This is a genomic window from Paenibacillus sp. VT-400 (genome assembly GCF_001029205.1).
GTDB lineage: Bacteria > Bacillota > Bacilli > Paenibacillales > Paenibacillaceae > Paenibacillus > Paenibacillus amylolyticus.
In genome coordinates, this window is the sequence record NZ_LELF01000069.1 from 31,836 (window position 1) to 54,374 (window position 22,539).

Below are 22,539 nucleotides of genomic sequence, written 5' to 3' on the forward strand. Positions count from 1 at the left end.
AAAAGCCTCCCAAATTGAAAAAAAAGTATCTGCGATTCCTGACAATACATCGATTGCCACTGATTCGCGTTAGGTTACTACACATGTATTCTGGCTTGGCATCTGAAATCCTGCCTTGGTCCGCGACTTTTTTTAGCTTTTTGTCGATGGTCCGCAGGCAACAGTCTAAGACCAGTACCCGAAACCATCCGTCGCTAAACACCAACCCCAGTTTACACAGATGAACACATGTTCGTATTATCATAACACACTGCATAGCATGAATGGAATAAGGTTATCTGGCTTTTCCCAGAAAATTGAACCTGTTATAATCCTGCCTTCTTCGCATCCTGCCAGAATTGCTCCATCTCTTCTACATTGCTTTCTGCTGGTGTTCTTCCCTGTTCGCGAAGACGCTCTTCGATGTACTGGAACCGCCCGATGAACTTGCGGTTGGTCGCAGCAAGTGCCTCTTCCGGGTCCGTATCGATGAATCTTGCAACGTTCGCGGCTGCGAATAATAAATCACCCAGTTCGAGCTTCCGTTCTTCCGCAGACTGGCCTTGTTGCACCGCTTCTTTCAACTCCGCCAGTTCTTCCTCGATCTTGGCAAACACGCCTTCAACATCATCCCAGTCAAAGCCTACTTTGGCTGCTTTCTTCTGTAACTTGTATCCCTTCATCAATGCAGGCAAGTCACGCGGTATACCATCCAGCACGGAAACCTTCTGCTGATCCTGGCCTTTGCGCTTCTTCTCCTCTGCCTTCATCTGTTCCCAGTTCTGAAGAGCTTCATTCGCATCTTCTGCCTGATTATCGCCAAACACATGTGGATGGCGGAAGATCAGCTTATCATTCAAACCTTCGATGACATCATACACATTAAATGTGCCCACTTCTTCTTCCATCTGGGAATGCAATAAAATCTGCAGCAGCAGATCACCCAGCTCTTCTTTCATATGGTCGGGGTCATCCTCATCGATCGTCTCAATGACCTCATAGGTCTCTTCAATCAGGTTTTTGCGAATGGACTGATGTGTCTGCTCCTGATCCCATGGACAGCCACCCGGACTGCGAAGAATATTGACGATCTCATGCAAACGCGCAAAGGAACGGCGACGCAGGGCATCATCAGTGTTCTTCGGTACATAGATCAGTGACAGATTGCCATATCCTTCGATTCGGTCCAGTTCGTGTAGCGGAATTTTGTGAATGACCTCCTGACCCTGCACACCCAACGCATGACCCACAAATACCGGATAATCATCCGGGTAAACCTCCATCAGGCATAGCTTCACATCCGAAGCAGTGAACACATCGTAGACTTGTCCGATCAACGTATGTAGCTGTGGTTGTACCAATTCCGTGTTCAGGCTGCTGGCATCCAGAAGTTGAAACCCTTCAATCGGGTCGAATCCAAGTCGGATAAAGGCTTCGTCCAGGAAGCTCTCTCCGCCCATGACACGCAGTGAAATGCCCATCTGCGGACAACGTTCTTTGAGCAGGCGTACACTTGCTTCTGCCACCATCGGATGACCAGGTACGGCATACACAATCTCAGTTCCAGCCTCCCCCTTGCGAGCGGCTTCCATCAGTTGGTTCGCGATCTCATCATATACTTCGGGGAAGGAGGACTTCGCCTCATAGATGGCATCAAATGATGTCATCTCCAGCCCCTCTTGCTTCAGATCATTCAATACGGGATGATCCAGGGTACGTACATACAGCGTAGCTGCATGTTTCATTTTTTTGATAATACCTACGGTCAGTTGGTCTGCATCTCCAGATCCAAGACCCACTACGGTTAAAGCTGCACTCATTACGTAAACCTCCATCCGGACTATCCTATCCAGGCTCAATGATTCATCATGCCTGAACAGGACTAATTACACGTATTATACCAGAATCATTCGATATCCTATAATTGCATATTGGTGGTGCTGGGGTAGAAGCACCGTGAGCATGGAGCTAGCGCAGCACACGCAGTCTGCGCAGCAGCTTGGCAAGGCGAGGCCCCAACTTGGGCACAGCCGCCAGCTCCGCGGCGGTCAGTAGCCCTGTCCGGGCCGCCGCCAGCAAGAACACGGCCGAGCCTGCGGCAATGCCCAGCAGGCTCACGCCCATCGCGGCCAGCCGGCGGTCGGCCGCGATACCCATGCCGCCGAGCATCGCTTCGGCGGCCCAGGCAGTGCCTACCGCCGCCAGACTCATGGCGGCGATTACCAGCGCCGGCTTCGCCAGGACGGCGCCAGGGGCAGGGCGCAGGGCGACAAGTCGCGCCAGCAGCGCCACATTCAGGCCAGCCGCCAGCATGTAGGCGACTGCGCCTGCCAGGGCCGCGCCGCTGATGCCCAGCGCCGGCACAAGCATGACGTTCAGCAGCGCCTTGACGCCTGCGGCGGCCAGCATGCTGAACGCGGGTGCGCGCACGGCGCCGAGGCCTTGCAGCAGCGCCGCCGCAATAATGCTGACGGTGCTGCCCGCAGCCGTCAGCGCCATGTACCGCAGTGCTTCGGTGCCTGCGGCATCTCCGTACAGCATGCGGTTAATCGGCTCCGCCAGCACCGCGAGACCCGCGGATGCCGCCAGGCCGATCAACCAGAACCAGCGCAGCGCGAGGCCTGCTTGCTGCCGGACGGCTTCTGGCCCGCCCTTTAACCGGGCTTCCGCCATCGCCGGAATAAAGAGCACAGATAGTGACGTAGCCAGCATCGTCACCAATTGAACCAGCGGCAATCCACGGTTGTAGATGCCGAAGGAAACCATCGACTGAAGCTCGTCCAGTCCTTCTCCCCGCAGCAATCGGGGTACAGTGAAGGTATCCACCAGATTCATCAGTGGCACAGCCAGCGACCCGAGACAGACGGGAATGGCGTACATGAGTAGCGTCTTGATCCACTCCCCATTGGATCGTGATCTTTCTGCCAGAGCCGGGTTAATAGCACTCACCGTTTTCTTCAGCGGCGTAACCGGTGTATTCTCCTGACGCTCATGACGATCTGATCCAACCTCTCCACTGTTACTGCTCCATTCCGAATTCAATTGCCCGTTGACCACTTCCCTGCCTTTTCGCCGGTGACGGACCATGTATCCTAACATGGTTAACAGCCCAACCATTCCACCAGCAACGGAGCCTATCATGGCACCAGCAGCAATAGTCTCAAGCGAAGCGTCCCGTCTCATCAACCACAGAAGCAGAACAATCATGACGGTGACACGTATCGTCTGCTCCACCACTTGTGATACCGCTGTTGGAACCATCTGCTGTAATCCCTGAAAATATCCCCGCAGCCCTGTCATCACCGGTACGAACAATAACGCCCATGAAGCTGCACGAATCGATGGAACCACATGGCGGTTGCCAATCATGTCAGCGATCAGTGGCGCACCTGCATACATCAAGAGCGCCATTATAATTCCAATTCCCCCGAGCAGTAGGGAAGATAGTCGAATAATTCTTCTGCTCTCGTCTGGTCTTCCGAGTGCGTTCTGTTCTGCTACGAATTTGGATACGGCCAGCGGCAGCCCTGCAGTAGCAAGCGTGATAATGAGCATATATAACGGATACACCGTATTGTAGATGCCAAATACACCGTCTCCCCCCAGATTCTGCAGCGGAATCTTCTGAAAAGCACCAATGATTTTAGAGATAATGGCAGCAAGCCCAAGTATAAATGCACCCTGTAGCAGCCTTGAGCCTGTAGACGGCTGTTTCATATGTCCCTCCCGCGTAATCCTTTTAAGCATACCTTGCTATTATAACTGCCTGAAGGCACACAGACTAACCCTCCCCCATCACAATCATCCGGATTAACTTCGTTGTCCCTTAAAACGCAAAAACTCCCGTATGCCCAAGACAGGGCACCAGGAGTTGATCTGCGGTCTATTGTTCCATTTGCTTGCCAAGGAAACCAGCAGCCGTCTCAGACATCTTCACTTCCATCTGAGACATCTTAACTGATTCGTCCTTATTGAACAGGATAACCGTTCCGATGGGGTCACCACCTGAAATAATCGGCGCAATAACAAAAGAGGATAACGTCTCGTCATGATCTTTGCTAAGTTCATAAGAACCATTGTTTGTTTCCAGAATGGTCTTCCTGTTTTCCATACAACCTTCCAACAGTTGACCCACCTGCTTGTCCAAATATTCTTTCTTGGAGCCGCCTGCCACCGTGATAATGGTATCCCGGTCAGAAATCATCGTTACATGTCCTGTACTCTCATACAGGGATTCTGCATATTCTTTGGCAAAATCACCAAGTTCGCCAATTGGCGAATATTTTTTAAGGATAACTTCTCCATCACGATCCACGAAAATTTCCAGTGGATCACCTTCACGAATACGTAACGTACGGCGGATTTCTTTTGGAATGACCACACGACCAAGGTCATCTATACGGCGGACAATACCAGTAGCTTTCATTTCACATGTTGCCCCACTTTCTCGAGAAGATTTTTCAACTACTGTTCCTTAATGGGTAGAGGAAAGTCCCAGAACGTTTAGTGTGATATCTTGACCATAGTATTCATCTGTTCCCATTTCCTTATACATGCTTCGGAGAATATAGTTGTGTAACTTTCGAAGAAGGCGACCATGTACCCATATGACTTGAATATATAAAAGAAGAAGCAAGAAGGAGGTCCTAAGTCCTCCCCTTGCTTCTCTGTATGGTTGTCCATATTTACGAAGTACAAGGCATTCATTCGGGCGAATTTAACCCCTGAACGTATGCTAACACAGCAATTTTACCAGCTTACTTGCTGCTTGTACCTTCATCTGTAGTTGCATCTTTGTCTGTTCCAGTCGTACCTTGGTCAGTCTTGGTATCCGTACCTGTGGAGTCATCCGTTTTTGGTTCGGTTGTTTTTTCTCCTTCAGTTCCTGTACCCGTAGTGCCTTCAGTTGTGCCTTCAGTCTTACCTTCTTCAGCTTTTTCTGTTTTTGGCAGTTTAACTTCTTTTACGATTTTGTCCAATTCATTTTGCATGAACGTATCAATTTCGGCTGCAGCCAATTGGCTCTTCAGACTTTCTTTTTGTTCAGCCGTCAATTTGGCAAAGTCAGCTTCTGTACGAGCTTCCACTTTCATGACGTGGTAACCGTACTCTGTCTCTACTGGATCACTGATTTTGTTCAGTGGCAATGTTTTTGCAGCTTCCTTAAATGCCTCTACCCAGCTACCTACAGGTGTATTTTCATACAGTCCACCCTTTTCAGCAGAACCTGGATCTTCGGAATATTTTTTTGCAATTTCAGCAAAATCAGCTCCGCCATCCAACTTGGTTTTTACTTCTTTTGCAATTTTAAGTGCATCTTCTTTTTTACGCTCTTTTTGCGTTTTTGGATCTGTGAAGTTAATCAGCACGTGACGAACGGAAGCCGTTGTGAACTGATCTTTGTTTTTCTCAAACTCAGCCTTGATTGCATCATCCGTAACGCCTGTTTCTTTATCTTTGATTACTGTCATGATCCGAGTCATGTAGTCTTTAATGTTGTCGTCAGTCAGTTTCTGAGCTTTGAGCATTTCTGTCCATTGATCTGCCTGAACAGAAGCTTTCATTTTATCAAATTGCTCAGTTGCCGCTTTTGTACCTGCTGTTTTGGCTTCTTCACTTGCTTTGCCACTCAGATATTCATAAGCAACTTCCTGTTTTACCAGATACTCTTTGAAATCGTCCATATCCATCATTTGTGCATACTCCGGATAGAGGAATTTCATGACACGTTGCTCCATGTCGAATTCATTGGCTGTAATAGTACCACCATCATACGTAGCGACTACAGCACTTGTATCCGTCGATTCAGGTGTTTTTGCTTCTTCCTTCTTGCCACATGCAGCAAGCAGTGATAAGGATAGTACTGCAACCATGCTCACAGACAGTACTTTTCCTACTTTTTTATACTTTGGTAACATCCTTTAGTTCCCCCTTTGATTTAAAAGCAGTTTTCATGGACTCCAGAATTTTCTCTACCAGTTCCATCAGTTGCTTATCCCCAAGCCCCTTGCCTTTTGCGTGAATCAGCATATGGGGTCCTTGTTCAAATTGTACACGTCTTTCGAACTGATTTCCAATCTGCGCGATTTTCGAGAGTTCAAAGGCATGTTCACGCCCTTCATAGAACTTCACGGTAATGTCCTCACCACGTTGGGAAATGGACTCAATACCGTAGATTTTGCCGTATACTTTCATCCGCGCAACAGCCAGCAAGTTAATGACGGCTTCCGGAAGATCACCGAATCGGTCAACCAATTCGTCTTCCAATTCCATCGCATCGTCGAAAGATGCAATGACCGCCACTTTTTTGTAGATCTCAATCTTCTGAATACTGTCATAGATATAATCGGACGGCAAGTAGGCATCGATACTGAGATCCAGCGTTGTATTCCACTGATCTGAAGGTACCGGCTCCTCGCCAAGCATCGTAACTTTGCGTTTGTTGATCTCCTCCGCAAGCATCTGGGAATACAGATCAAACCCGACGGAAGCGATGAAACCATGCTGCTCCGCTCCTAGCAGATTTCCCGCACCACGAATCGACAAGTCACGCATGGCGATTTTGAATCCTGAACCCAGTTCGGTAAATTCTTTGATTGATTGCAGACGTTTCTCAGCAACTTCAGTAAGCACTTTATCCCGTTGGTACGTAAAATAGGCATACGCAATACGGTTGGAACGACCTACACGTCCACGCAGCTGATACAGCTGGGAAAGCCCCATTTTATCCGCATCATGTACGATCAGTGTATTTACGTTCGGAATATCTACCCCGGTCTCGATGATACTTGTGCTCACAAGCACGTCATATTCACCATCCAGGAAGTCCAGAATCGTTTTCTCCAGCTCTGTTTCCGACATCTGACCATGTCCTACACCAACTTTGGCTTCAGGCACAAGTTCAGAAATTTCGGCTGCCATCTCCTGGATTCCCTGAACACGGTTGTAGAGGTAATACACTTGCCCACCACGGGCAAGCTCACGCTCAATGGCTTCACGAACAAGCGCCTGGCTGTGTTCAACCACATAGGTCTGCACCGGGAAACGATTCTCTGGTGGAGTCTCGATAACGGACAGATCACGCACACCCAGCATGGACATATGAAGCGTACGCGGAATCGGCGTTGCCGTCAGTGTCAGCACGTCCACATTGGTTTTCAGCTTCTTCAGTTTTTCCTTATGGGTTACACCGAAGCGCTGTTCTTCATCAACAATGAGCAGTCCCAGGTCCTTGAACACCAGATCCTGCGACAGCAATCGATGCGTCCCGATGACAATATCCACTGTACCTGCCTTGATGCCTTTGGCTGTTTCATTCTGCTCTTTACGGGAGCGGAACCGGCTAAGCACATGAATGTTAAACGGATAACCGGAGAAGCGCTCACGGAATGTCTCAAAATGCTGCTGGGCCAAAATGGTTGTTGGCACGAGTACAGCCACCTGTTTGCCTTCAATAGCTGCTTTAAATGCAGCCCGAATAGCCACCTCGGTTTTGCCGTAACCAACATCCCCACACAATAAACGATCCATTGGACGGTTTTGTTCCATGTCCTTTTTGATTTCTTCGATCGCACGCACCTGATCACGTGTCTCATCGTAAGGGAACATGTCCTCAAATTCCTGCTGCTCCGCAGAATCCTTGTCGAATCCAAACCCTTTGGAGGTCTGACGCTCTGCATACAGCTTAATCAGATCATCAGCAATATCCTGTACAGATGTGCGGACTTTATTTTTAACCCGTGTCCACTCATTGCCGCCCAGCTTGTATATTTTCGGTTCTTTCTCTTCGGAACCAACATATTTCTGAATCAGATCGATCTGCTCAATAGGTACAGACAGTTTGTCTCCACCCGCGTAGAGAATATGCATGTAGTCCTTATGAATACCGCCAACCTCGAGGGTGCCGATCCCCAGGTACTTACCAATCCCGTGGTTCTGATGAACGACATAATCGCCCACTTTTAGCTCGCTATAGGATTTGATCCGTTCAGCATTATCTACATTCCGAATCGGTTTGCGTACTTTACGCTGTTTTTGCGAGAACATCTCGCCCTCGGTCACAACAGCCAAATGAATGGACGGCATTTCAAATCCCGTTTGCAAATTACCGATCATCATCTCTGGCTCTGGAATATCATAGTCCATCAGTACCCGGCGCATCCGCTCGAGTCGCTCCTCACCGTTCGCCAGCATGAGCACTTTGACTCCGGCCTTCTGCCAACGCTCCATCTCTGCCTTCAGTACGTTCATCTGTCCATGGAAATCCTGCATGCCACGACTGATGAAGTTCAGAATGTTTTGTGGTTGAGTGTGTGGAACTTGGCGCAAAAAGATCGACATAAACAGCGTCTGGAATGGACGCTCATACAAGAGTTCATCACCGTCTGCGGATAATGGAAGATCCGGAAGTGTTTTTCCGTTTTGCATCAAATGCAGGTTCCACTCTGATTCATCACGGTCCAGCTGTTTCGATGTCTCCGATAGTCTGGCAGGCTCATCAAGAACCAGCAGGGTATCTTCTGGCATATAGTCGTAGATCGTTTTGTTCTCCGGATAGAGCGGAGAAATATATTTATACATTTCGGAGAAATACACGTGTTCCCGCAAAAGCTCGATCTCCCGGTGAATTTCCTCACGAAGACGCAGCTTCGCCTGCCTGTCCGTCATTTTCTCCAGCTGTTGCTCCAGCAAAAGAGCAGCCGCATCGGCAGCCTTCTCCATACGTTCACGATCTGCAATTAACTCCTTGCATGGTAAAACCGTAATTTCTTCAATCCGTTCAATCGAACGCTGATCCGCTGGATCAAATGTCCGAATGGAGTCGATCTCATCATCAAATAACTCCACCCGATATGCGATCGATGAAGTAACCGGATAGAAGTCGATGATACCTCCGCGTACACTCATCTCACCACGAGATTCCACGCGTTCCACACGCTCGTATCCGAGCTTTACCATCTCCAGCAGGAAGGAGTCCAGTTGAAGTGTGTTACCCTGTTTGATCAAAATTCGAGCATTGGCCATCACTTCCGGAAGCGGAACATAACGTCTTACCCCGGAAAAAGGAATAACAACAACGCCCCTGAATCCCTGGGCGCAACGGACCAACACATCAATACGCTGACCCAATGTTTCCGGGCTGGAAACAGCAGCTTCCGCAGCGACAAGTTCGTTGGCAGGATAGATCAACACCTGATCAGGTGAAAGCGCTTCCTGTAAATCTTCTGCAATTTTTTGAGCTGAAAACATATTATGTGTTACTACGAGCAATGGTCGGTTCATTTCTTGATGCAAGGCAGCCAGCATAATCTGACGCGCCGAGCCGGATAAACCCGAAACCAATTGTTCCTTCATGCCGGACTTGATTCCGGCTGTAATGGATCCGAAGTCCGGATCTTTGGAAAAAGCCTGTATAAGTGCTTGTAACAAAAGGGGCACCTCTCTTATAACTTACTTGATTATCTCACGCATACGCGTAGCATCACTATTAAAATGGATACAAATTCCTTTTTGTCCTGTTTCATCATATCGGATTACTCGCAACATTGCCACATCTGTTGATGCGGCTGAGCCTGATTTCGAGATAGCCATGACTTTCATGCCAACTGAAAAGAAGCCTCAGCAGGCTGCCAAGGCTATAAAAGGTGGAGCGTTATTACGCAACCGCCCTCAACTGTCATTCGATCCTGTACAGGCGATGTCTACTGAAGCGGACTCGCGAGCAGGCTAAGCTCCGGATTGTGCTCCAGGGCTTCCTTACAGTAATCACATGTAATCCGAACGGTAATGTCACCACCGGAATTATACGCTATTATATCCCTCCGCTCGTCGGGGGTCAAGAAATGAAAGCCGAGCTCTACTTCCGTTATCCGGGCAGAATCGATTCGTCCAATAAAGGTACGGCAATGCCTACATACGTAATTCACTGACATGTTTATGCCTCCTGAACATGGTTTATACATCCAGTATGTCCAGTATGGCTGAATCGAACCCGTCTTTATGATCATTTTACCAGTATGTCTTACAAAATTAACCGTTAAACTTCGCCATTGTTTGTTCAAACGTATGAGTCAAGCTATGCTCCAGGGCATCACATGTTTGCTCAATGGTCTGATCAAGGGCTTCCTTTTCTTTCTTCATAAATGTCGACAGTACATAATCAACAATGGCATGTCCTCGTTCAGGCCGGGATATTCCCATGCGCACCCGGTTAAACTGCTGTGTACCGGTATGCTGAATAATGGACTTGATTCCATTATGTCCGCCTGCACTACCTTGGTAACGCAATCTGACTTTGCCAATCTCTGTATCCATGTCGTCGTACACTACAATCAGATCTGCAAGACTAACTTTATAAAAGTCCATATATGCTCGAACCGATTCACCAGACAAGTTCATATAGGTCATTGGTTTGATCAGTACAGTTTTCACACCGCCAATATTGCCTTCTCCAATCAGCGCTTTACATTTATTCTGTGTAATGGAGATATTATGACGATCAGCCAACCGATCCAGTGCCATAAAACCGATATTATGACGGGTTTTGGCATAGTTCGAGCCTGGATTTCCAAGTCCGACAATCCACTTCATCTTGTTCCCTCCTTCGGTTTAGCCTGAGGTGAGGCATAGACTTCGAATCTTATATTTCATATAATATCAAGAAAGTAAAGATCGATTTACTGTAGTGTTCACAGTTAATATTTTATCGACCCAGGAAGGTGAGCGGGTTTTGCGCGAAGACAATGGACAACTGACTCAACATAGCGATTTTATCTATCATCTCGAATATCACGTACCTGTACAGGTATACGACCGCGACACCCATATTGAGATTGGTCTAATCACACGTTTCGATAATCAATTCGTCGAAATTGCCGACACGCTTTTTCATCGGCGTCGTTTCCGATTTATCTCCCGCCCGGGGTATTAGCTGACCAGCGTCTGTTTCACTTTTAATAAAACGGCACGCCGACAGGGGTTACATTTTCCATTGAACCGGAAAACGTAACCCCTCTACTACTTTATGCAGACATCCTTATTCAATTTCAAACAGCTTGCTGATTGACAATTCCTCATGAACCCGGATAATCGCTTCTCCGAGCAAAGGCGCTACAGACAACACTTTGAGTTTGCTTGTCGGATTAGCATGCGTAATTGGAATGGTATCCGTTACGATGACTTCCTTCAATGGTGCATTCTCCAAACGTTCCATCGCAGGTCCCGACAATACCGGGTGAGTACAGCACGCGTATACTTCTTTTACGCCGCCTTCCATCAGAGCATTCGCTCCCAGTACAATCGTTCCCGCCGTGTCAATAATGTCATCGATCAGGATAGCTGTTTTACCCTCGATGTTACCGATAATATTCATCACTTCGCTCACATTTGGCTCAGGACGACGTTTATCGATAATCGCCAGGGGTGCATTCAGGAAATCAGCCAGTTTACGTGCGCGCACTACGCCACCGTGGTCAGGCGACACAACAACCGGATTTTCGATCTGTTTCGACCGGAAATATTGAGCCAGAATTGGCACGCCAAGCAAATGGTCGACTGGAATGTCGAAGAATCCCTGGATCTGCATTGCATGCAAGTCCATCGCGATGACACGGGTTGCACCCGCTTTTTCAATCAGGTTAGCAACCAGTTTCGCTGTAATCGGGTCACGCGAACGTGCCTTGCGATCCTGTCTTGCATAGCCATAGTAAGGAATAACGACGTTAATCGTCTTGGCAGATGCCCGTTTGAGTGCATCAATCATAACGAGCATTTCCATCAGGTTATCATTAACCGGCAAGCAAGTGGACTGCACGATATAAACGTGACAACCCCGAACACTCTCGGAGAGTTTCACTTGAATCTCGCCATCACTAAAGCTGGTTGTGTGAGATTCACCCATAGGGATCCCGATATAATCAGCAATTTGATGGGCGAGCTTGGGGTTAGAATTGCAAGTAAATATTTTTAATTTCGAATCAAAATAAGTCATAAAATAAAAACCCTCCGTGCTGGTTCATTGGAATCAATAAGCGTCTGCGACATGTCGGCACCTCCCCGATCTTCGGGAGGCAATCTTGTTATCAAAACCCCTTATTGGGGTTTGGCATTTTGTTTCTTGGCTTTGGCACGTCCGCGAATCTTCTCCGCATAACCAGGTTTATTCTCCTGACGTGGACGAGCAATGGCCAGATCATTCTCGGGAACGGAATGGGTAACGGTGGAGCCAGCAACCACATAAGCGCCTTTTCCTACCGTAATCGGTGCAATCAGATTGACGTTGCTGCCTACAAAAGCATCATCTTCAATCGTTGTCACAGCTTTATTATAACCATCATAATTGACAGTTATTGCCCCGCATCCAACATTTACGTTTTTCCCTACTTTGGCATCCCCAATATAGCTGAGATGAGATACTTTGGAACCTTCATCAATTGTAGCATTTTTCACTTCAACAAAGTCACCAATTTTTACGTTGCGACCCAGCTTAGTCCCTGGACGCAAATTAGCAAATGGACCAACCGTTGCATCAGAACCAACCTCGGCATTGGATACTACCGAATGTTTAATCGTAACTCCGTCCTGAATAACGCTGTCTTCCACATCTGCCTGAGGACCAATATGACATGCTTCACCAATGGAAGTTGTGCCTTTGAGGATCGTCCCCGGATACAAAACTGTATCTGATCCAATCGTAACATCCGCTCCGATATATGTCGATGACGGATCAATGATTGTCACACCGTTCAACATATGGCGTACGGCAAGACGTTCACGCATGAAGGCTTCGGCTTGCGAAAGTGCAAGTCGGTCGTTAACCCCGATGGATTCTGCGATGTCATCCGACATGTAAGCTTCAACAACTTCTCCATCATTGCGGAAAATGCCAACTACGTCTGTGAGATAATACTCTCCCTGAGCGTTCTGATTCGTCACTTTCTCCAGGGCAGCGAACAATTTTGCATTATCAAAACAGTATGTGCCCGTGTTAATCTCATTCACAGCATCTTCCTGCTCCGTGCAATCCTTCTGTTCCACAATCCGTTGTACAGATCCATCTTCTCCGCGAATGACGCGGCCATAACCTTTGGGATTGTCCAACTGAGCCGTAAGAACTGTGGCTGCTGCTCCACTGCTCTCATGCAGCTTCATCAGACCTTCCAACGTCTCACTGGTCACAAGTGGTGTATCTCCGCAGACCACAATCGTAGAGCCTGTTTCACCGCCAAGCAAGGATTTAACCTGCTTCACTGCATGACCTGTACCCAGTTGTTCCGCCTGAAGTGCATACTCTGCTCTGGAACCCAAAAATGACTGCACCGCTTCGGCACCATGACCGACTACAACTACACTGCGTTCAACGCCTGCGCTGAGTGCTGCATCCAGCACATGTCCAACCATAGGTTTACCGCATACGGGATGCAGTACTTTGTACAATTTTGATTTCATTCGTTTTCCTTGCCCTGCGGCAAGAACGATTGCCATTCGTTTCAAAATTAACGACCTCCTGTTCTGAAAATCCCATTGAAATGCATTGCTGATCTATATCCAATGAGTATCGTTCAGCCGGCTTCAAGCCGGTCCTGTTCATCGCCTGCTGTCTCTGTAATCACACGTAACAACGCGGACACCAACGAATCGTGACCTATATGTATACGCCGTGTACCTGCGAGCTTAACCGAATCCCAATGATTCCTAAGATGCCGCCCTGCCACCAAGCGCACGATGCGCTTTTTGTTCTCTGCTAATAAACTCAATACTGAATATATCTTATTCCGGTCAAAAAGAAAAGAGAGCCATAAGACATGGCTCTCTTTTCCTTCGAACCCCAATAATGTTCTCAGGCACCTTCTTCAATGACTTCTTCCTCAGTTGCCGCACGATCGTATTCAGTCAAAACTGCTGCCTGAATCTTCTCACGCGTACCGGAAGAGATCGGGTGGGCGATATCACGGAACTCTCCATCAGGAGTACGTTTGCTCGGCATAGCAACAAACATTCCGTTGTTACCATCAATGACACGAATGTCATGAACGACGAATTCGTTATCGATGGTAATGGATGCGATAGCCTTCATTCTCCCCTCCGAGTTAACACGGCGGAGTCTGACATCCGTAATTTGCATGTGTGTGTTCACCACCTTTTTCCATCAGAACTTGGTGTATAATTCCACACAGCATATACGAACTCCTTCTTTTTATAACCACAAAAATTTCCTAATTTCAGGAATTTTTTTATTTAATACACAATTCGACAACGTTAGTGCCAGGTCGATGGAAAAGACCTTTTAACGACATAACATTCGTCATCTTTCTACAGGTCAAAATAGTTGCCAGGCTTGACGGAAATCTGTCTGCTCTTGGCATCAACCGCTGTCAGTTTCGCCAGAGATACGTAATCTGTTAACAGGCGTTCTTCTGAATCTACAGAACCAGATTCCACCAGTACCCCTACCCCGGCTACTGTAGCATTAAACTCGGCCAAAAGATCGATCATTCCTTGCACCGTACCCCCGGCCTTCATGAAGTCATCCACAATAAGTACCCTGGAATGCTCACGCATCGCCCTGCGGGACAGGGACATGGTATGCAGACTTTTATGGGACCCGGATACATAATTGATACTTACGGCCGATCCTTCTGTAGCCTGATGGTCCCTGCGTACGAGCACGACAGGCAGGTTGAGCTGGGCACCGGTTGCATAAGCCAATGGAATTCCTTTGGTTTCTACCGTCATAACCACATCAATATTCATATTGCCAAAGGCCGTTGCAAAAATCTTGCCGGCTTCATTCATCAATGCGGGCTGACCAAGCAAGTCGGACATGTACAAGTATTCTCCAGGCAAGATCCGATCAGGTTGCGCGAGCTGGGTCGAGAGCCGCTCCGCAAATGCCAGTGCCAGTTCTCTGGATACCTTCGGAATCCATCTTACTCCCCCGGCTGCTCCAGCCAGTGTATGCAGTTCTCCTGACCCACCTTCTTCGAACACTTCTTTGATAATCGCCAAATCTTCACTAATTGAAGACTTTGCGGCACCATAACGTTCGGCAAATGTGGTCAACGGAATAACCGTATGCGGTCTGGACAATAAGTATTGCGTCATTTCAACCAGCCTTGCGCTTCGTTTTAACTTCTTCACAGAGATCCATCCTCACGATCACGGAAACATCCAAATCCGAATAATTATTTAAGAATATAACACCTTTATACGTGTTTGTACATTATAAAAGCGAATTTTACGTTAACATACGTACAGCATACACTTCTTTACAGAACCCACGCAGACCATTATATATCCGGGCAACCTTGGATTCTTTGGAAACCAGACCAAATACCGTTGGACCGCTACCAGACATTAACACGCCGTCTGCACCCAATCGAATCATGGCATCCTTCAGATGCTGAACTTCCGGATACAGCTTCAACGTCACATCTTCAAGCACATTGCCCATCTGGTCACAGACTTCCGTAAATGATTGATTGCGTATAGCCTGCTCCATTTTAGCTGCACTCGGATGACGAACAATCTTGTCACTGCGGAACCTTCCGTACACATCGGCTGTAGACACATTAATCGGAGGCTTGGCCAGAATTACCCAGCATTGCGGCGGATTAGGAATGGGAGTTAACTTCTCACCACGGCCTGTAGCGAGTGCAGTCCCTCCTGTGATACAGAATGGAACATCCGACCCGAGTTCAGCTCCAAGCTCCTGAAGTTCGTGATCCGGTATATTCAATCGCCACAGACGGTTCAATCCACGCAGCGCTGCTGCTGCGTCGCTGCTGCCGCCGGCAAGTCCGGCTGCAACTGGAATCTTTTTATCCAGATGAATATGGACGCCCGTACGCACGTTATAGCGCTCCTTAATGAGTCTGGCTGCCTGGAAAGCCAGATTCTTCTCGTCGAGCGGGATATAACCCGCCTGACTGGAGATGAAAATAGTATCTCGCGGCAGCTCCGACATTTCCAGCCGATCAGCCAGATCGACCATGGTCATGATCATTTCAACTTCATGGAATCCATCGCTTCTTTTATGTAAAACGTCCAGCATCAAATTAATTTTAGCAGGCGCTTTTTCGTAAATTTTCAAGGCGTTCACCCGTCCTCACCTTTTCCCTAAGACAACTTAACATATTATATCAAAATGGGGCTGTCAAGTCATTTGTATTCCGCATCTAAGGGGAAAAAGCGGGGTTATTCCTGACGGATTTCCCCGCTTTTCAGTCTGCTTGAAACGGTTTAAGATTTGCGCGCAGCCTGTTCAGCAAGTTGAATTGCACGTTTTACCATGTTTCCTGCATCCTTGGCTTTAATTCCGCCCCAACCTTCCTGTTGCACCGTATCATAGAAACCCAGGTCTTTCGCGAGCTCATTCTTCAGATCCTCTGACATGACACTTCTTCTTCTGCGACTCATGAACCATCCTCCTCCAAAGTATCCTTCATAATGTGATGAGTTCGTTGTTCGTTCACGTTTTGGACATCTTGTCACCAGGCCATATTCAGTTTCCTGCATTGCTTAAGAAACTGTCCCTTCACCTGTCCATATAGTATGCCGCGACCGTTCCTCGCTCATTCCTGAGTATGTATGGGTTACGTTAGAGGGAGAATTGGTGTTTAAAGAAAACAAAAAAGCGATCCGCCTTGTGGGGCGAATCGCCTGTAAATCGATACTTACGTCTCCATATAGGAACTATGCGTCTGGCTGCCCGGGTCATAAACCATGACTTCCACCGATTCCGTAAGTATATCCGCATAACTATAAGATACTCGCTTGAAGGTTTCTTGCTCCTCATCAAGCTTAACAATAAAAACAGAAGGGTACGTTTCTTCCAATACACCCGTACGCTCAATGGTCTTACGGCGGCCACCATTAGCCCGCAACATAATTTTCTGACCAATATGTGCATCGAGATTGCGTTTGATATCCAACAGCGTGTTTTTAGCCATTGTCGACGACCACCTCTTTTCTTGTCCATTATACCGGATTTTACAGTCATTGTCAAATCAAAACTAATTATTATATCAGCATCAAAAAGTTGTTGTCAATGAATTTTTTTTCAAACAAAAAAAGCCCCATATTGGGACTTTAAATGGCCTACATCAGACTGCCGACGGGTTCACTTTTAGCGTAGATAAATCATTCAGCCCAGGCAGACCTACCCGGTAACTCCCCCGTGTCTCAACACCACCCACACCCTGGCTACCACTGATGGTATTGTGCAGAACATCACTCATGTTGACCGTATCGCGCACAGAAGTAAAGGAGGCCTTGGCTGCCACATAGACCGGATCAAGTGCATGAATGAGAATTCTGCCTGGAGAACTGGCAAAGTTCGCTCCAGCGCGCAGCAGTGCCTCAAAATGGGACTGACAGGCCCCTGCAACAATAGTGAGTGCGTCTAGATGGCGTTCATATTGTCTGGCCACCTGAATGGCCGACACAAAATTTTGCGAGTTCTTGTAGCTACCAAGACTATATAAGTCATAGGGCTGACGTGTTTTTAACACCCCATCATGACCCGTAATAACTACGATATCCGGACGTACTTTGGGTAATAAGCGGTATAAGGTATCTGCCATTGCCGATTCATGGACATACTGTCCCTCTGCGGGCACACGAAGTTGCTCATAGAGATCCATACTTTTTTTCAAATAGTTCGGATCTCCATCCAGATGAAGCACCTTTCCAGGCATTTCAAAATAAGCCGGTTCCTGCTGGGCAGACCAATCCTGTACCAGACCTTCACGATTCCGCTCAGCCTGTTCCATACGATTCTGCTGCAGACGGGACAGGGTCTGATGTGCTTTAATATGCGCCTGTCTGGTCTTGGCGCTTTGTGGTTCATAAGGAACCTGTATCAAATCGTCCACCGGGGAATCGGCAATCAGCCGGAACTCAGTCCCTTTAATGACCGCAGCATCCAACTGGAGGCCTTCCACCCGAAAAGTCACATCGCCGCCGTATGACTTCCGAACGACCAAGTCTCCGATATTCATCAACGTAATCACCTCTACCCCATCGTATGGGCAAAGACCCGGTTTGGTTCATTCAAATTTTACAGCGCTGCACGTACCCCAGCTTCCCACATTACGGTGCTGAGTGTGGCATACTCTTGCAGACTCAATGTCTCTCCACGCCGGGACGGTTGAATACCTGCCTGCTCCAGCAGAATGTCTGCCTGTTCCCGGTTCTCCTTTGTGAAGAAACGTGCCTTCAAGTTGTTTGAGATTGTTTTTCTCCGCTGAGCAAAAGAAGCCTGTACCACTTCGAAGTAGTGTGCTTCATCCGGAATCTCCACTGGTGGCTGCTCACGCACCTTCAGCTTAATGACAGCTGATTCCACATTAGGTTGCGGAATGAAGACCGTAGGAGGCACAATACACACAAGTTCCGGCATACTGTAGTACTGAACTGCGATGCTCAGACTGCCATAGTCTTTTGATCCCGGTGCAGCAGCCATGCGTTCAGCCACTTCTTTTTGGATCATGACAACAATGCTGTCTACCGGCAGTTTCTCTTCCAGAAGTTTCATCATGATTGGAGTCGTTACATAATAAGGCAGGTTAGCCACAACACTGACTTTGTCCACGGATGCAAAATCCGTATTAAACAACTCAGCCAGATCAAGCTTCAACACATCCCCATGATGAACACGTACATTTGAATAAGGCTGCATCACTTCTCCCAGGATTGGGATCAAGCGCTGATCAATCTCTACGGCTGTGACGGGACCGGCTACCCGAGCCAGTCGTTCCGTGAGGGCTCCAATACCCGGCCCAATCTCTAACGCACCCTTGGACTCGTCCAAATCGGCTGCATTAACAATTTTGTTCAGTATATTTTGATCGATCAGAAAGTTCTGACCCAGACTTTTCTTAAATGAGAATCCGTGTCTTTGAATAATCTCTTTCGTACGCTTGGGCGTTGCAATTTCAATCGTCTCTTCCATGTTCTTCATATGCTCACAATCCTTCACGTTCAATTTGCGCTAATGCTGTAGAGAACTCTTCCCGTGTAATCTGAAATACACTGAGACGTTTGTGGAACTGCTTACCATTACAATAACCGATGCCTAGCAGATTGCCCATCTCCATACGACGTGCAGCAGCCTGCGGATGCACAATAAGTCCTGCCGCGATCAGGTCCTCCCAATCGATCAGGCTCGGAGCACCTTCGTATGAAGTATGTACGCGCGCCAACGCATGACGGATCGCCTCGGGTGAGGCATTCTCCACCCCAATGTCCCCTTTGCGCGTTGCATCGGCTTCCGGAATGAAGGCATGTTTGCAGCCAGGGACCTTGTTCGCAATAATTTTACGAATGCGTTCGCCAGCATGATCCGGATCTGTCAGTACAATGACTCCCCGTCTCTCCTGAGCAAGCGCAATCCGCTTCAGAATGCGTTGGTTGATGGCTGATCCACCTGTTTCTATGGTATCGGCTTCCACGGCCCGACGGATAGCTACCGTATCGTCACGGCCTTCCACCACAATGACTTCTTTTATCATGTTCCATTTCTTCCTTTCTAACGCAAAAAGAAGAGGAATATCCTCTTCTCTGCCAAACGGCGGGGGAGACTGAATTCAGACTCCTCCGCCGCATATTCCGCATGAATCATTCATGCAACTATTTTATAGCATTCCCATTTCAAAGTAAAACGATTTTAGTTCGCTTCCGGCTTCACCGGACCGATCACGTAGACCGTCTTGCCTTTCTTACGTCCAAAATTCAGGGCATGCTTCACACTGTCATAATACACATCAATTTTGTTGCCTTTAATGGCACCGCCTGTATCTTCCGCACGACGGAATCCCAGACCTTCGATATATACCCACCAGCCAATTGGAATGACTTTGGGATCAACCGCAATGGTGCGCCCTTCCGTTACACGAGTACCGGAAGCTGTTTTAGTTCCAATGCCAGGCTCTTCGGAAGAGTAGGCAGTCATGGATACATTTTTAAGTACTTTGGAGTATTTAAAAGAAGTCCCGGATACGGTAATCACTTTGCTGCCCGAGGCAGATGTTTTCTTCGAGTTCGTTGTTGTAGCCTTTTTGGTTGTTGACGTTTGAGCCGATACGGTCTGAATCTCAGGTTCTTTCACGACCGGTTTTGCTTTGGTGCCGACAGCGATCACTTTATCTACACGATTATTCGCGACAGATTTGCCGACCATTTTTTTGGAGACCAATTCTCCATCCTGAAATACCTTTTCGATATGCTGCACAATTGTGCCTTCTTTGCCGTTCACAACGACACGGTTATCCCCTTTGTACAAGCTAGGGTCAGCCGTTTTAATGACTTTGTAAGCGATCGGTTGCTCTACGTCCACTGTACGCTTTGTTACGCGCACTACACGGATCTTCATCTCCGGTTTGATCGCAGTTCCAAGCGCCGGATACACTTTATCATTACTTTCAACTTGAATACCTGATTTTTGAATTGCATCTTCTACCGATGAATCGGTTGTATACAGAGTCTTGGTGTCTCCGTCTGCCGTAATGTTAACTGGAACGGCCCGCTCAATAACGATTCGGTCTCCATCTGTTAACGCCCCATTCATGGACATGGATACCTTATCGTGAGGGCTGACTGTGATCGACTGCTCCTCCAGCATTTCCTGAAGCATTCCTGTACGAGTCTCTACCACCTGAGCTTTGCCATCAATAACCAGTGAAATTTGTTTCCCGGCCTGACCGTAAACGACTAACAAGATCATGATTGTAAGCGCAATTGAGAAAATCGCGATCAATGCCATTTGACGCATGTTCTCATGCTTCCACCGCAACGCGAAAGACTTACTGGATGATCGTGACTCATGGGTCTCTTCTGGTTGGAATGTGCCCACTTCTCCGTCCTCCTTCATAGCCTCGCCGTCTAAAGTAATGCATGATGTCTTTGACGTGACTATACCAAATTTTCTACAGAACACAGATTGGACCAACATAATCCGGTTCTGCACCATGAATCAATCTTCGCAACATGATGTCATCCTCCTGAATACCTACCGTATGATGACAATATTTCTTTTATTCAAAAACAAAAAAGCCAAAGAAAGAGTGTAAGAGGAACTCTTTCGTGGCTTCCGAATGATTTTGAATATCGGAAATTCATGCACGAGGTTGCCTCTCTTTTTCCGCTTGCGAGGTTAGCTGTCGGGTTCGGGCGAAAGAGAGCCGCCCTATCTTGGGTCACCCGCTCATGGCGGACGCCCTTGAATTCACCCCGAGACCCAAAGAAGAAATCAAATACGGCTTCGCAGTTCCCTTCGCTGCTTTTGGGTCAGCGAACGTTGCGCATCGGCCAAATACACCGATGTTTAAGCCCTATTGGTTCCCCCGCTCTCCGATAACGGAGACTCAGCGAGACTGATTCATGAAAGTAATGTTGTTTCATCGGAAAGTGTCCCTTTGTTCATCCCCCGAACATCTGTCCAATTTTCCGCACAACAATTCACTGAAAAGATGATATCCTGTTTTGATGCATGTTGTAAAGCGTTGATCAAGTACGTTTTTCTGAATATTTGGTTAAAATATTGTAATATTCTTGATTTATTTGGATCAAAGGGCAAATTACCTCCGCTTACCTGCCTTTTTCACCTCATTTGCTCGTTTTTTTAACGAATCCCAAATCGTTCCATGGCATTTTTGGTTGTTATTGCAGCAATTTCCTCCACCGAAATGCCTTTAATTTCCGCAGCTGCCTCTGCAACCAGACGTACATGCGCTGTCTCATTTCGCTTCCCACGATAAGGGTGCGGTGTCAAATATGGAGCATCTGTTTCAATGAAAAACCGGTCCATAGGAACCTTCTCCAGCACCTCTTTGGGTTGCTTTGCATTTTTGAATGTGATCGGTCCTCCGAAGGAGAGATGGAAGCCCATATCGAGGCAACTTTTTGCTGTTTCCCAGCTGCCCGAGAACGAGTGCATCACACCACCAACTTCGCCCGCCTTCTCTTCACGCAAAATTCTTATGATATCCTCATGTGCATCCCGATTATGGATGACAATTGGCATGTTCACTTCACGCGCCAAAGCAATTTGTTGTCGTAATACGCGATGCTGTATTTCTTTTGGTGAAGTATCCCAGTGATAATCCAATCCAATCTCACCGATCGCAACCACTTTTTCATGCTTGCATAAAGATGCAATCCACTCCAAATCGCCCTCCTGCATTGTGATCGCATCTACGGGATGCCACCCTACAGCTGCATATATAAAGTCATATGTTTCGGCGAGTTTCATTGTGGTTGGAATCGTCTCCCGGTTAAAGCCAATGTTGATCATGCGACCAACTCCTGCATCCACAGCACGCTGAATCATGTCCTCGCGGTCCTCGTCGAATTGTGGTGCATCCAGATGTGTATGTGTGTCGAACAGCATCATGTCTGTATCTCCCTTCATGTCGAAATAACGACTATCTTCTTTTTCAAAATCCAATTTGTAAAATTCAATAATTCAATGACTCATACATAAAACATTTTGGGTATCTGTGTATTACATCATTACGTTTGTTTCTTCACAACTACAATATATAGAAGATATACGGATATTCT

General features: G+C 47.4%; 21 protein-coding genes and 1 riboswitch. Of the genes, 1 reads left to right on the forward strand and 20 read right to left on the reverse strand.

Annotated features, from left to right (window positions below; genetic code table 11):
- Window positions 1-305: 305 nt before the first annotated feature.
- From mazG to pth, 7 genes are all read right to left on the reverse strand, one after another.
- Entirely contained in the window at window positions 306-1,799 is a 1,494-nt protein-coding gene (gene mazG / locus EL84_RS30175; protein ID WP_047844513.1) for a nucleoside triphosphate pyrophosphohydrolase, read from the reverse strand.
- 148 nt (window positions 1,800-1,947) lie between these two features.
- Window positions 1,948-3,696: a polysaccharide biosynthesis protein gene (locus EL84_RS30180; protein WP_047844514.1), complete on the reverse strand. Its 1,749-nt coding sequence runs from the start codon at window positions 3,694-3,696 to the stop codon at window positions 1,948-1,950.
- 166 nt (window positions 3,697-3,862) lie between these two features.
- On the reverse strand, window positions 3,863-4,405 hold the full coding sequence (spoVT, locus tag EL84_RS30185) for a stage V sporulation protein T (protein ID WP_036606123.1): 543 nt from the start codon (window positions 4,403-4,405) through the stop codon (window positions 3,863-3,865).
- Between the two features lie 331 nt (window positions 4,406-4,736).
- Entirely contained in the window at window positions 4,737-5,897 is a 1,161-nt protein-coding gene (locus EL84_RS30195; RefSeq protein ID WP_036668467.1) for a peptidylprolyl isomerase, read from the reverse strand.
- Window positions 5,881-9,408, reverse strand: coding sequence for a transcription-repair coupling factor (gene mfd / locus EL84_RS30200; protein WP_047844516.1), 3,528 nt, complete (start codon window positions 9,406-9,408; stop codon window positions 5,881-5,883). Before mfd ends, EL84_RS30195 begins: the two co-directional genes overlap by 17 nt.
- Before the next feature lie 272 nt (window positions 9,409-9,680).
- On the reverse strand, window positions 9,681-9,911 hold the full coding sequence (locus EL84_RS30205; RefSeq protein WP_017691368.1) for an anti-sigma-F factor Fin family protein: 231 nt from the start codon (window positions 9,909-9,911) through the stop codon (window positions 9,681-9,683).
- A gap of 97 nt (window positions 9,912-10,008) precedes the next feature.
- Window positions 10,009-10,569, reverse strand: coding sequence for an aminoacyl-tRNA hydrolase (gene pth, locus EL84_RS30210; protein WP_047844517.1), 561 nt, complete (start codon window positions 10,567-10,569; stop codon window positions 10,009-10,011).
- Window positions 10,570-10,708: 139 nt separating this feature from the next.
- Here pth and EL84_RS31565 point away from each other — a divergent pair, with 139 nt between their 5' ends.
- Entirely contained in the window at window positions 10,709-10,909 is a 201-nt protein-coding gene (locus EL84_RS31565) for a hypothetical protein (RefSeq protein WP_024633712.1), read from the forward strand.
- A 105-nt stretch (window positions 10,910-11,014) separates the two neighbouring features.
- Here the strand turns inward: EL84_RS31565 and EL84_RS30215 are convergent, their stop codons facing one another.
- From EL84_RS30215 to EL84_RS30275, 13 genes are all read right to left on the reverse strand, one after another.
- Window positions 11,015-11,968, reverse strand: coding sequence for a ribose-phosphate diphosphokinase (locus tag EL84_RS30215; RefSeq protein WP_017691370.1), 954 nt, complete (start codon window positions 11,966-11,968; stop codon window positions 11,015-11,017).
- A gap of 101 nt (window positions 11,969-12,069) precedes the next feature.
- Window positions 12,070-13,461, reverse strand: coding sequence for a bifunctional UDP-N-acetylglucosamine diphosphorylase/glucosamine-1-phosphate N-acetyltransferase GlmU (gene glmU, locus EL84_RS30220; protein ID WP_260633062.1), 1,392 nt, complete (start codon window positions 13,459-13,461; stop codon window positions 12,070-12,072).
- A 77-nt stretch (window positions 13,462-13,538) separates the two neighbouring features.
- Window positions 13,539-13,733, reverse strand: coding sequence for a hypothetical protein (locus EL84_RS30225; RefSeq protein ID WP_124118801.1), 195 nt, complete (start codon window positions 13,731-13,733; stop codon window positions 13,539-13,541).
- A gap of 83 nt (window positions 13,734-13,816) precedes the next feature.
- Window positions 13,817-14,101, reverse strand: coding sequence for a septation regulator SpoVG (gene spoVG / locus EL84_RS30230; RefSeq protein WP_017691372.1), 285 nt, complete (start codon window positions 14,099-14,101; stop codon window positions 13,817-13,819).
- Between the two features lie 188 nt (window positions 14,102-14,289).
- Window positions 14,290-15,117 (reverse strand): pur operon repressor, encoded by an 828-nt coding sequence (purR, locus tag EL84_RS30235; RefSeq protein ID WP_017691373.1) that lies wholly within the window; start codon window positions 15,115-15,117, stop codon window positions 14,290-14,292.
- Between the two features lie 97 nt (window positions 15,118-15,214).
- Window positions 15,215-16,069, reverse strand: a complete 855-nt coding sequence (ispE, locus tag EL84_RS30240; RefSeq protein ID WP_026081373.1) for a 4-(cytidine 5'-diphospho)-2-C-methyl-D-erythritol kinase — start codon at window positions 16,067-16,069, stop codon at window positions 15,215-15,217.
- A gap of 149 nt (window positions 16,070-16,218) precedes the next feature.
- Window positions 16,219-16,395 carry a small, acid-soluble spore protein, alpha/beta type gene (locus tag EL84_RS30245; protein WP_017691375.1) on the reverse strand — a complete coding sequence of 59 codons (177 nt, stop codon included), beginning with the start codon at window positions 16,393-16,395 and terminating at the stop codon, window positions 16,219-16,221.
- A gap of 257 nt (window positions 16,396-16,652) precedes the next feature.
- Window positions 16,653-16,928: a biofilm formation stimulator Veg gene (gene veg, locus EL84_RS30250; RefSeq protein ID WP_017691376.1), complete on the reverse strand. Its 276-nt coding sequence runs from the start codon at window positions 16,926-16,928 to the stop codon at window positions 16,653-16,655.
- A gap of 153 nt (window positions 16,929-17,081) precedes the next feature.
- The gene (gene yabG, locus EL84_RS30255) at window positions 17,082-17,978 is read right to left on the reverse strand and encodes a sporulation peptidase YabG (protein ID WP_017691377.1); all 897 of its coding nucleotides are present in this window, start codon (window positions 17,976-17,978) and stop codon (window positions 17,082-17,084) included.
- Between the two features lie 59 nt (window positions 17,979-18,037).
- Window positions 18,038-18,940, reverse strand: coding sequence for a 16S rRNA (adenine(1518)-N(6)/adenine(1519)-N(6))-dimethyltransferase RsmA (gene rsmA, locus EL84_RS30260; RefSeq protein ID WP_100528122.1), 903 nt, complete (start codon window positions 18,938-18,940; stop codon window positions 18,038-18,040).
- A 4-nt stretch (window positions 18,941-18,944) separates the two neighbouring features.
- Window positions 18,945-19,490 (reverse strand): ribonuclease M5, encoded by a 546-nt coding sequence (gene rnmV / locus EL84_RS30265; protein WP_017691379.1) that lies wholly within the window; start codon window positions 19,488-19,490, stop codon window positions 18,945-18,947.
- Window positions 19,491-19,645: 155 nt separating this feature from the next.
- On the reverse strand, window positions 19,646-20,830 hold the full coding sequence (locus EL84_RS30270; protein ID WP_047844518.1) for a 3D domain-containing protein: 1,185 nt from the start codon (window positions 20,828-20,830) through the stop codon (window positions 19,646-19,648).
- Between the two features lie 273 nt (window positions 20,831-21,103).
- A riboswitch (cyclic di-AMP (ydaO/yuaA leader) is annotated at window positions 21,104-21,357 on the reverse strand.
- A gap of 241 nt (window positions 21,358-21,598) precedes the next feature.
- Window positions 21,599-22,369 carry a TatD family hydrolase gene (locus EL84_RS30275; RefSeq protein ID WP_179087975.1) on the reverse strand — a complete coding sequence of 257 codons (771 nt, stop codon included), beginning with the start codon at window positions 22,367-22,369 and terminating at the stop codon, window positions 21,599-21,601.
- Between the last annotated feature and the right edge of the window lie 170 nt (window positions 22,370-22,539).

Bases quoted from the DNA above. Each gene is read 5' to 3' on its own strand.
- mazG (WP_047844513.1), bottom strand. From the start codon at position 1,799: ATGAGTGCAGCTTTAACCGTAGTGGGTCTTGGATCTGGAGATGCAGAC.
- EL84_RS30180 (WP_047844514.1), bottom strand. From the start codon at position 3,696: ATGAAACAGCCGTCTACAGGCTCAAGGCTGCTACAGGGTGCATTTATA.
- spoVT (WP_036606123.1), bottom strand. From the start codon at position 4,405: ATGAAAGCTACTGGTATTGTCCGCCGTATAGATGACCTTGGTCGTGTG.
- EL84_RS30195 (WP_036668467.1), bottom strand. From the start codon at position 5,897: ATGTTACCAAAGTATAAAAAAGTAGGAAAAGTACTGTCTGTGAGCATG.
- EL84_RS30205 (WP_017691368.1), bottom strand. From the start codon at position 9,911: ATGTCAGTGAATTACGTATGTAGGCATTGCCGTACCTTTATTGGACGA.
- pth (WP_047844517.1), bottom strand. From the start codon at position 10,569: ATGAAGTGGATTGTCGGACTTGGAAATCCAGGCTCGAACTATGCCAAA.
- EL84_RS30215 (WP_017691370.1), bottom strand. From the start codon at position 11,968: ATGACTTATTTTGATTCGAAATTAAAAATATTTACTTGCAATTCTAAC.
- glmU (WP_260633062.1), bottom strand. From the start codon at position 13,461: ATGGCAATCGTTCTTGCCGCAGGGCAAGGAAAACGAATGAAATCAAAA.
- spoVG (WP_017691372.1), bottom strand. From the start codon at position 14,101: ATGCAAATTACGGATGTCAGACTCCGCCGTGTTAACTCGGAGGGGAGA.
- EL84_RS30245 (WP_017691375.1), bottom strand. From the start codon at position 16,395: ATGAGTCGCAGAAGAAGAAGTGTCATGTCAGAGGATCTGAAGAATGAG.
- veg (WP_017691376.1), bottom strand. From the start codon at position 16,928: ATGGCTAAAAACACGCTGTTGGATATCAAACGCAATCTCGATGCACAT.
- yabG (WP_017691377.1), bottom strand. From the start codon at position 17,978: ATGAATATCGGAGACTTGGTCGTTCGGAAGTCATACGGCGGCGATGTG.
- rsmA (WP_100528122.1), bottom strand. From the start codon at position 18,940: ATGAAGAACATGGAAGAGACGATTGAAATTGCAACGCCCAAGCGTACG.
- rnmV (WP_017691379.1), bottom strand. From the start codon at position 19,490: ATGATAAAAGAAGTCATTGTGGTGGAAGGCCGTGACGATACGGTAGCT.
- EL84_RS30275 (WP_179087975.1), bottom strand. From the start codon at position 22,369: ATGATGCTGTTCGACACACATACACATCTGGATGCACCACAATTCGAC.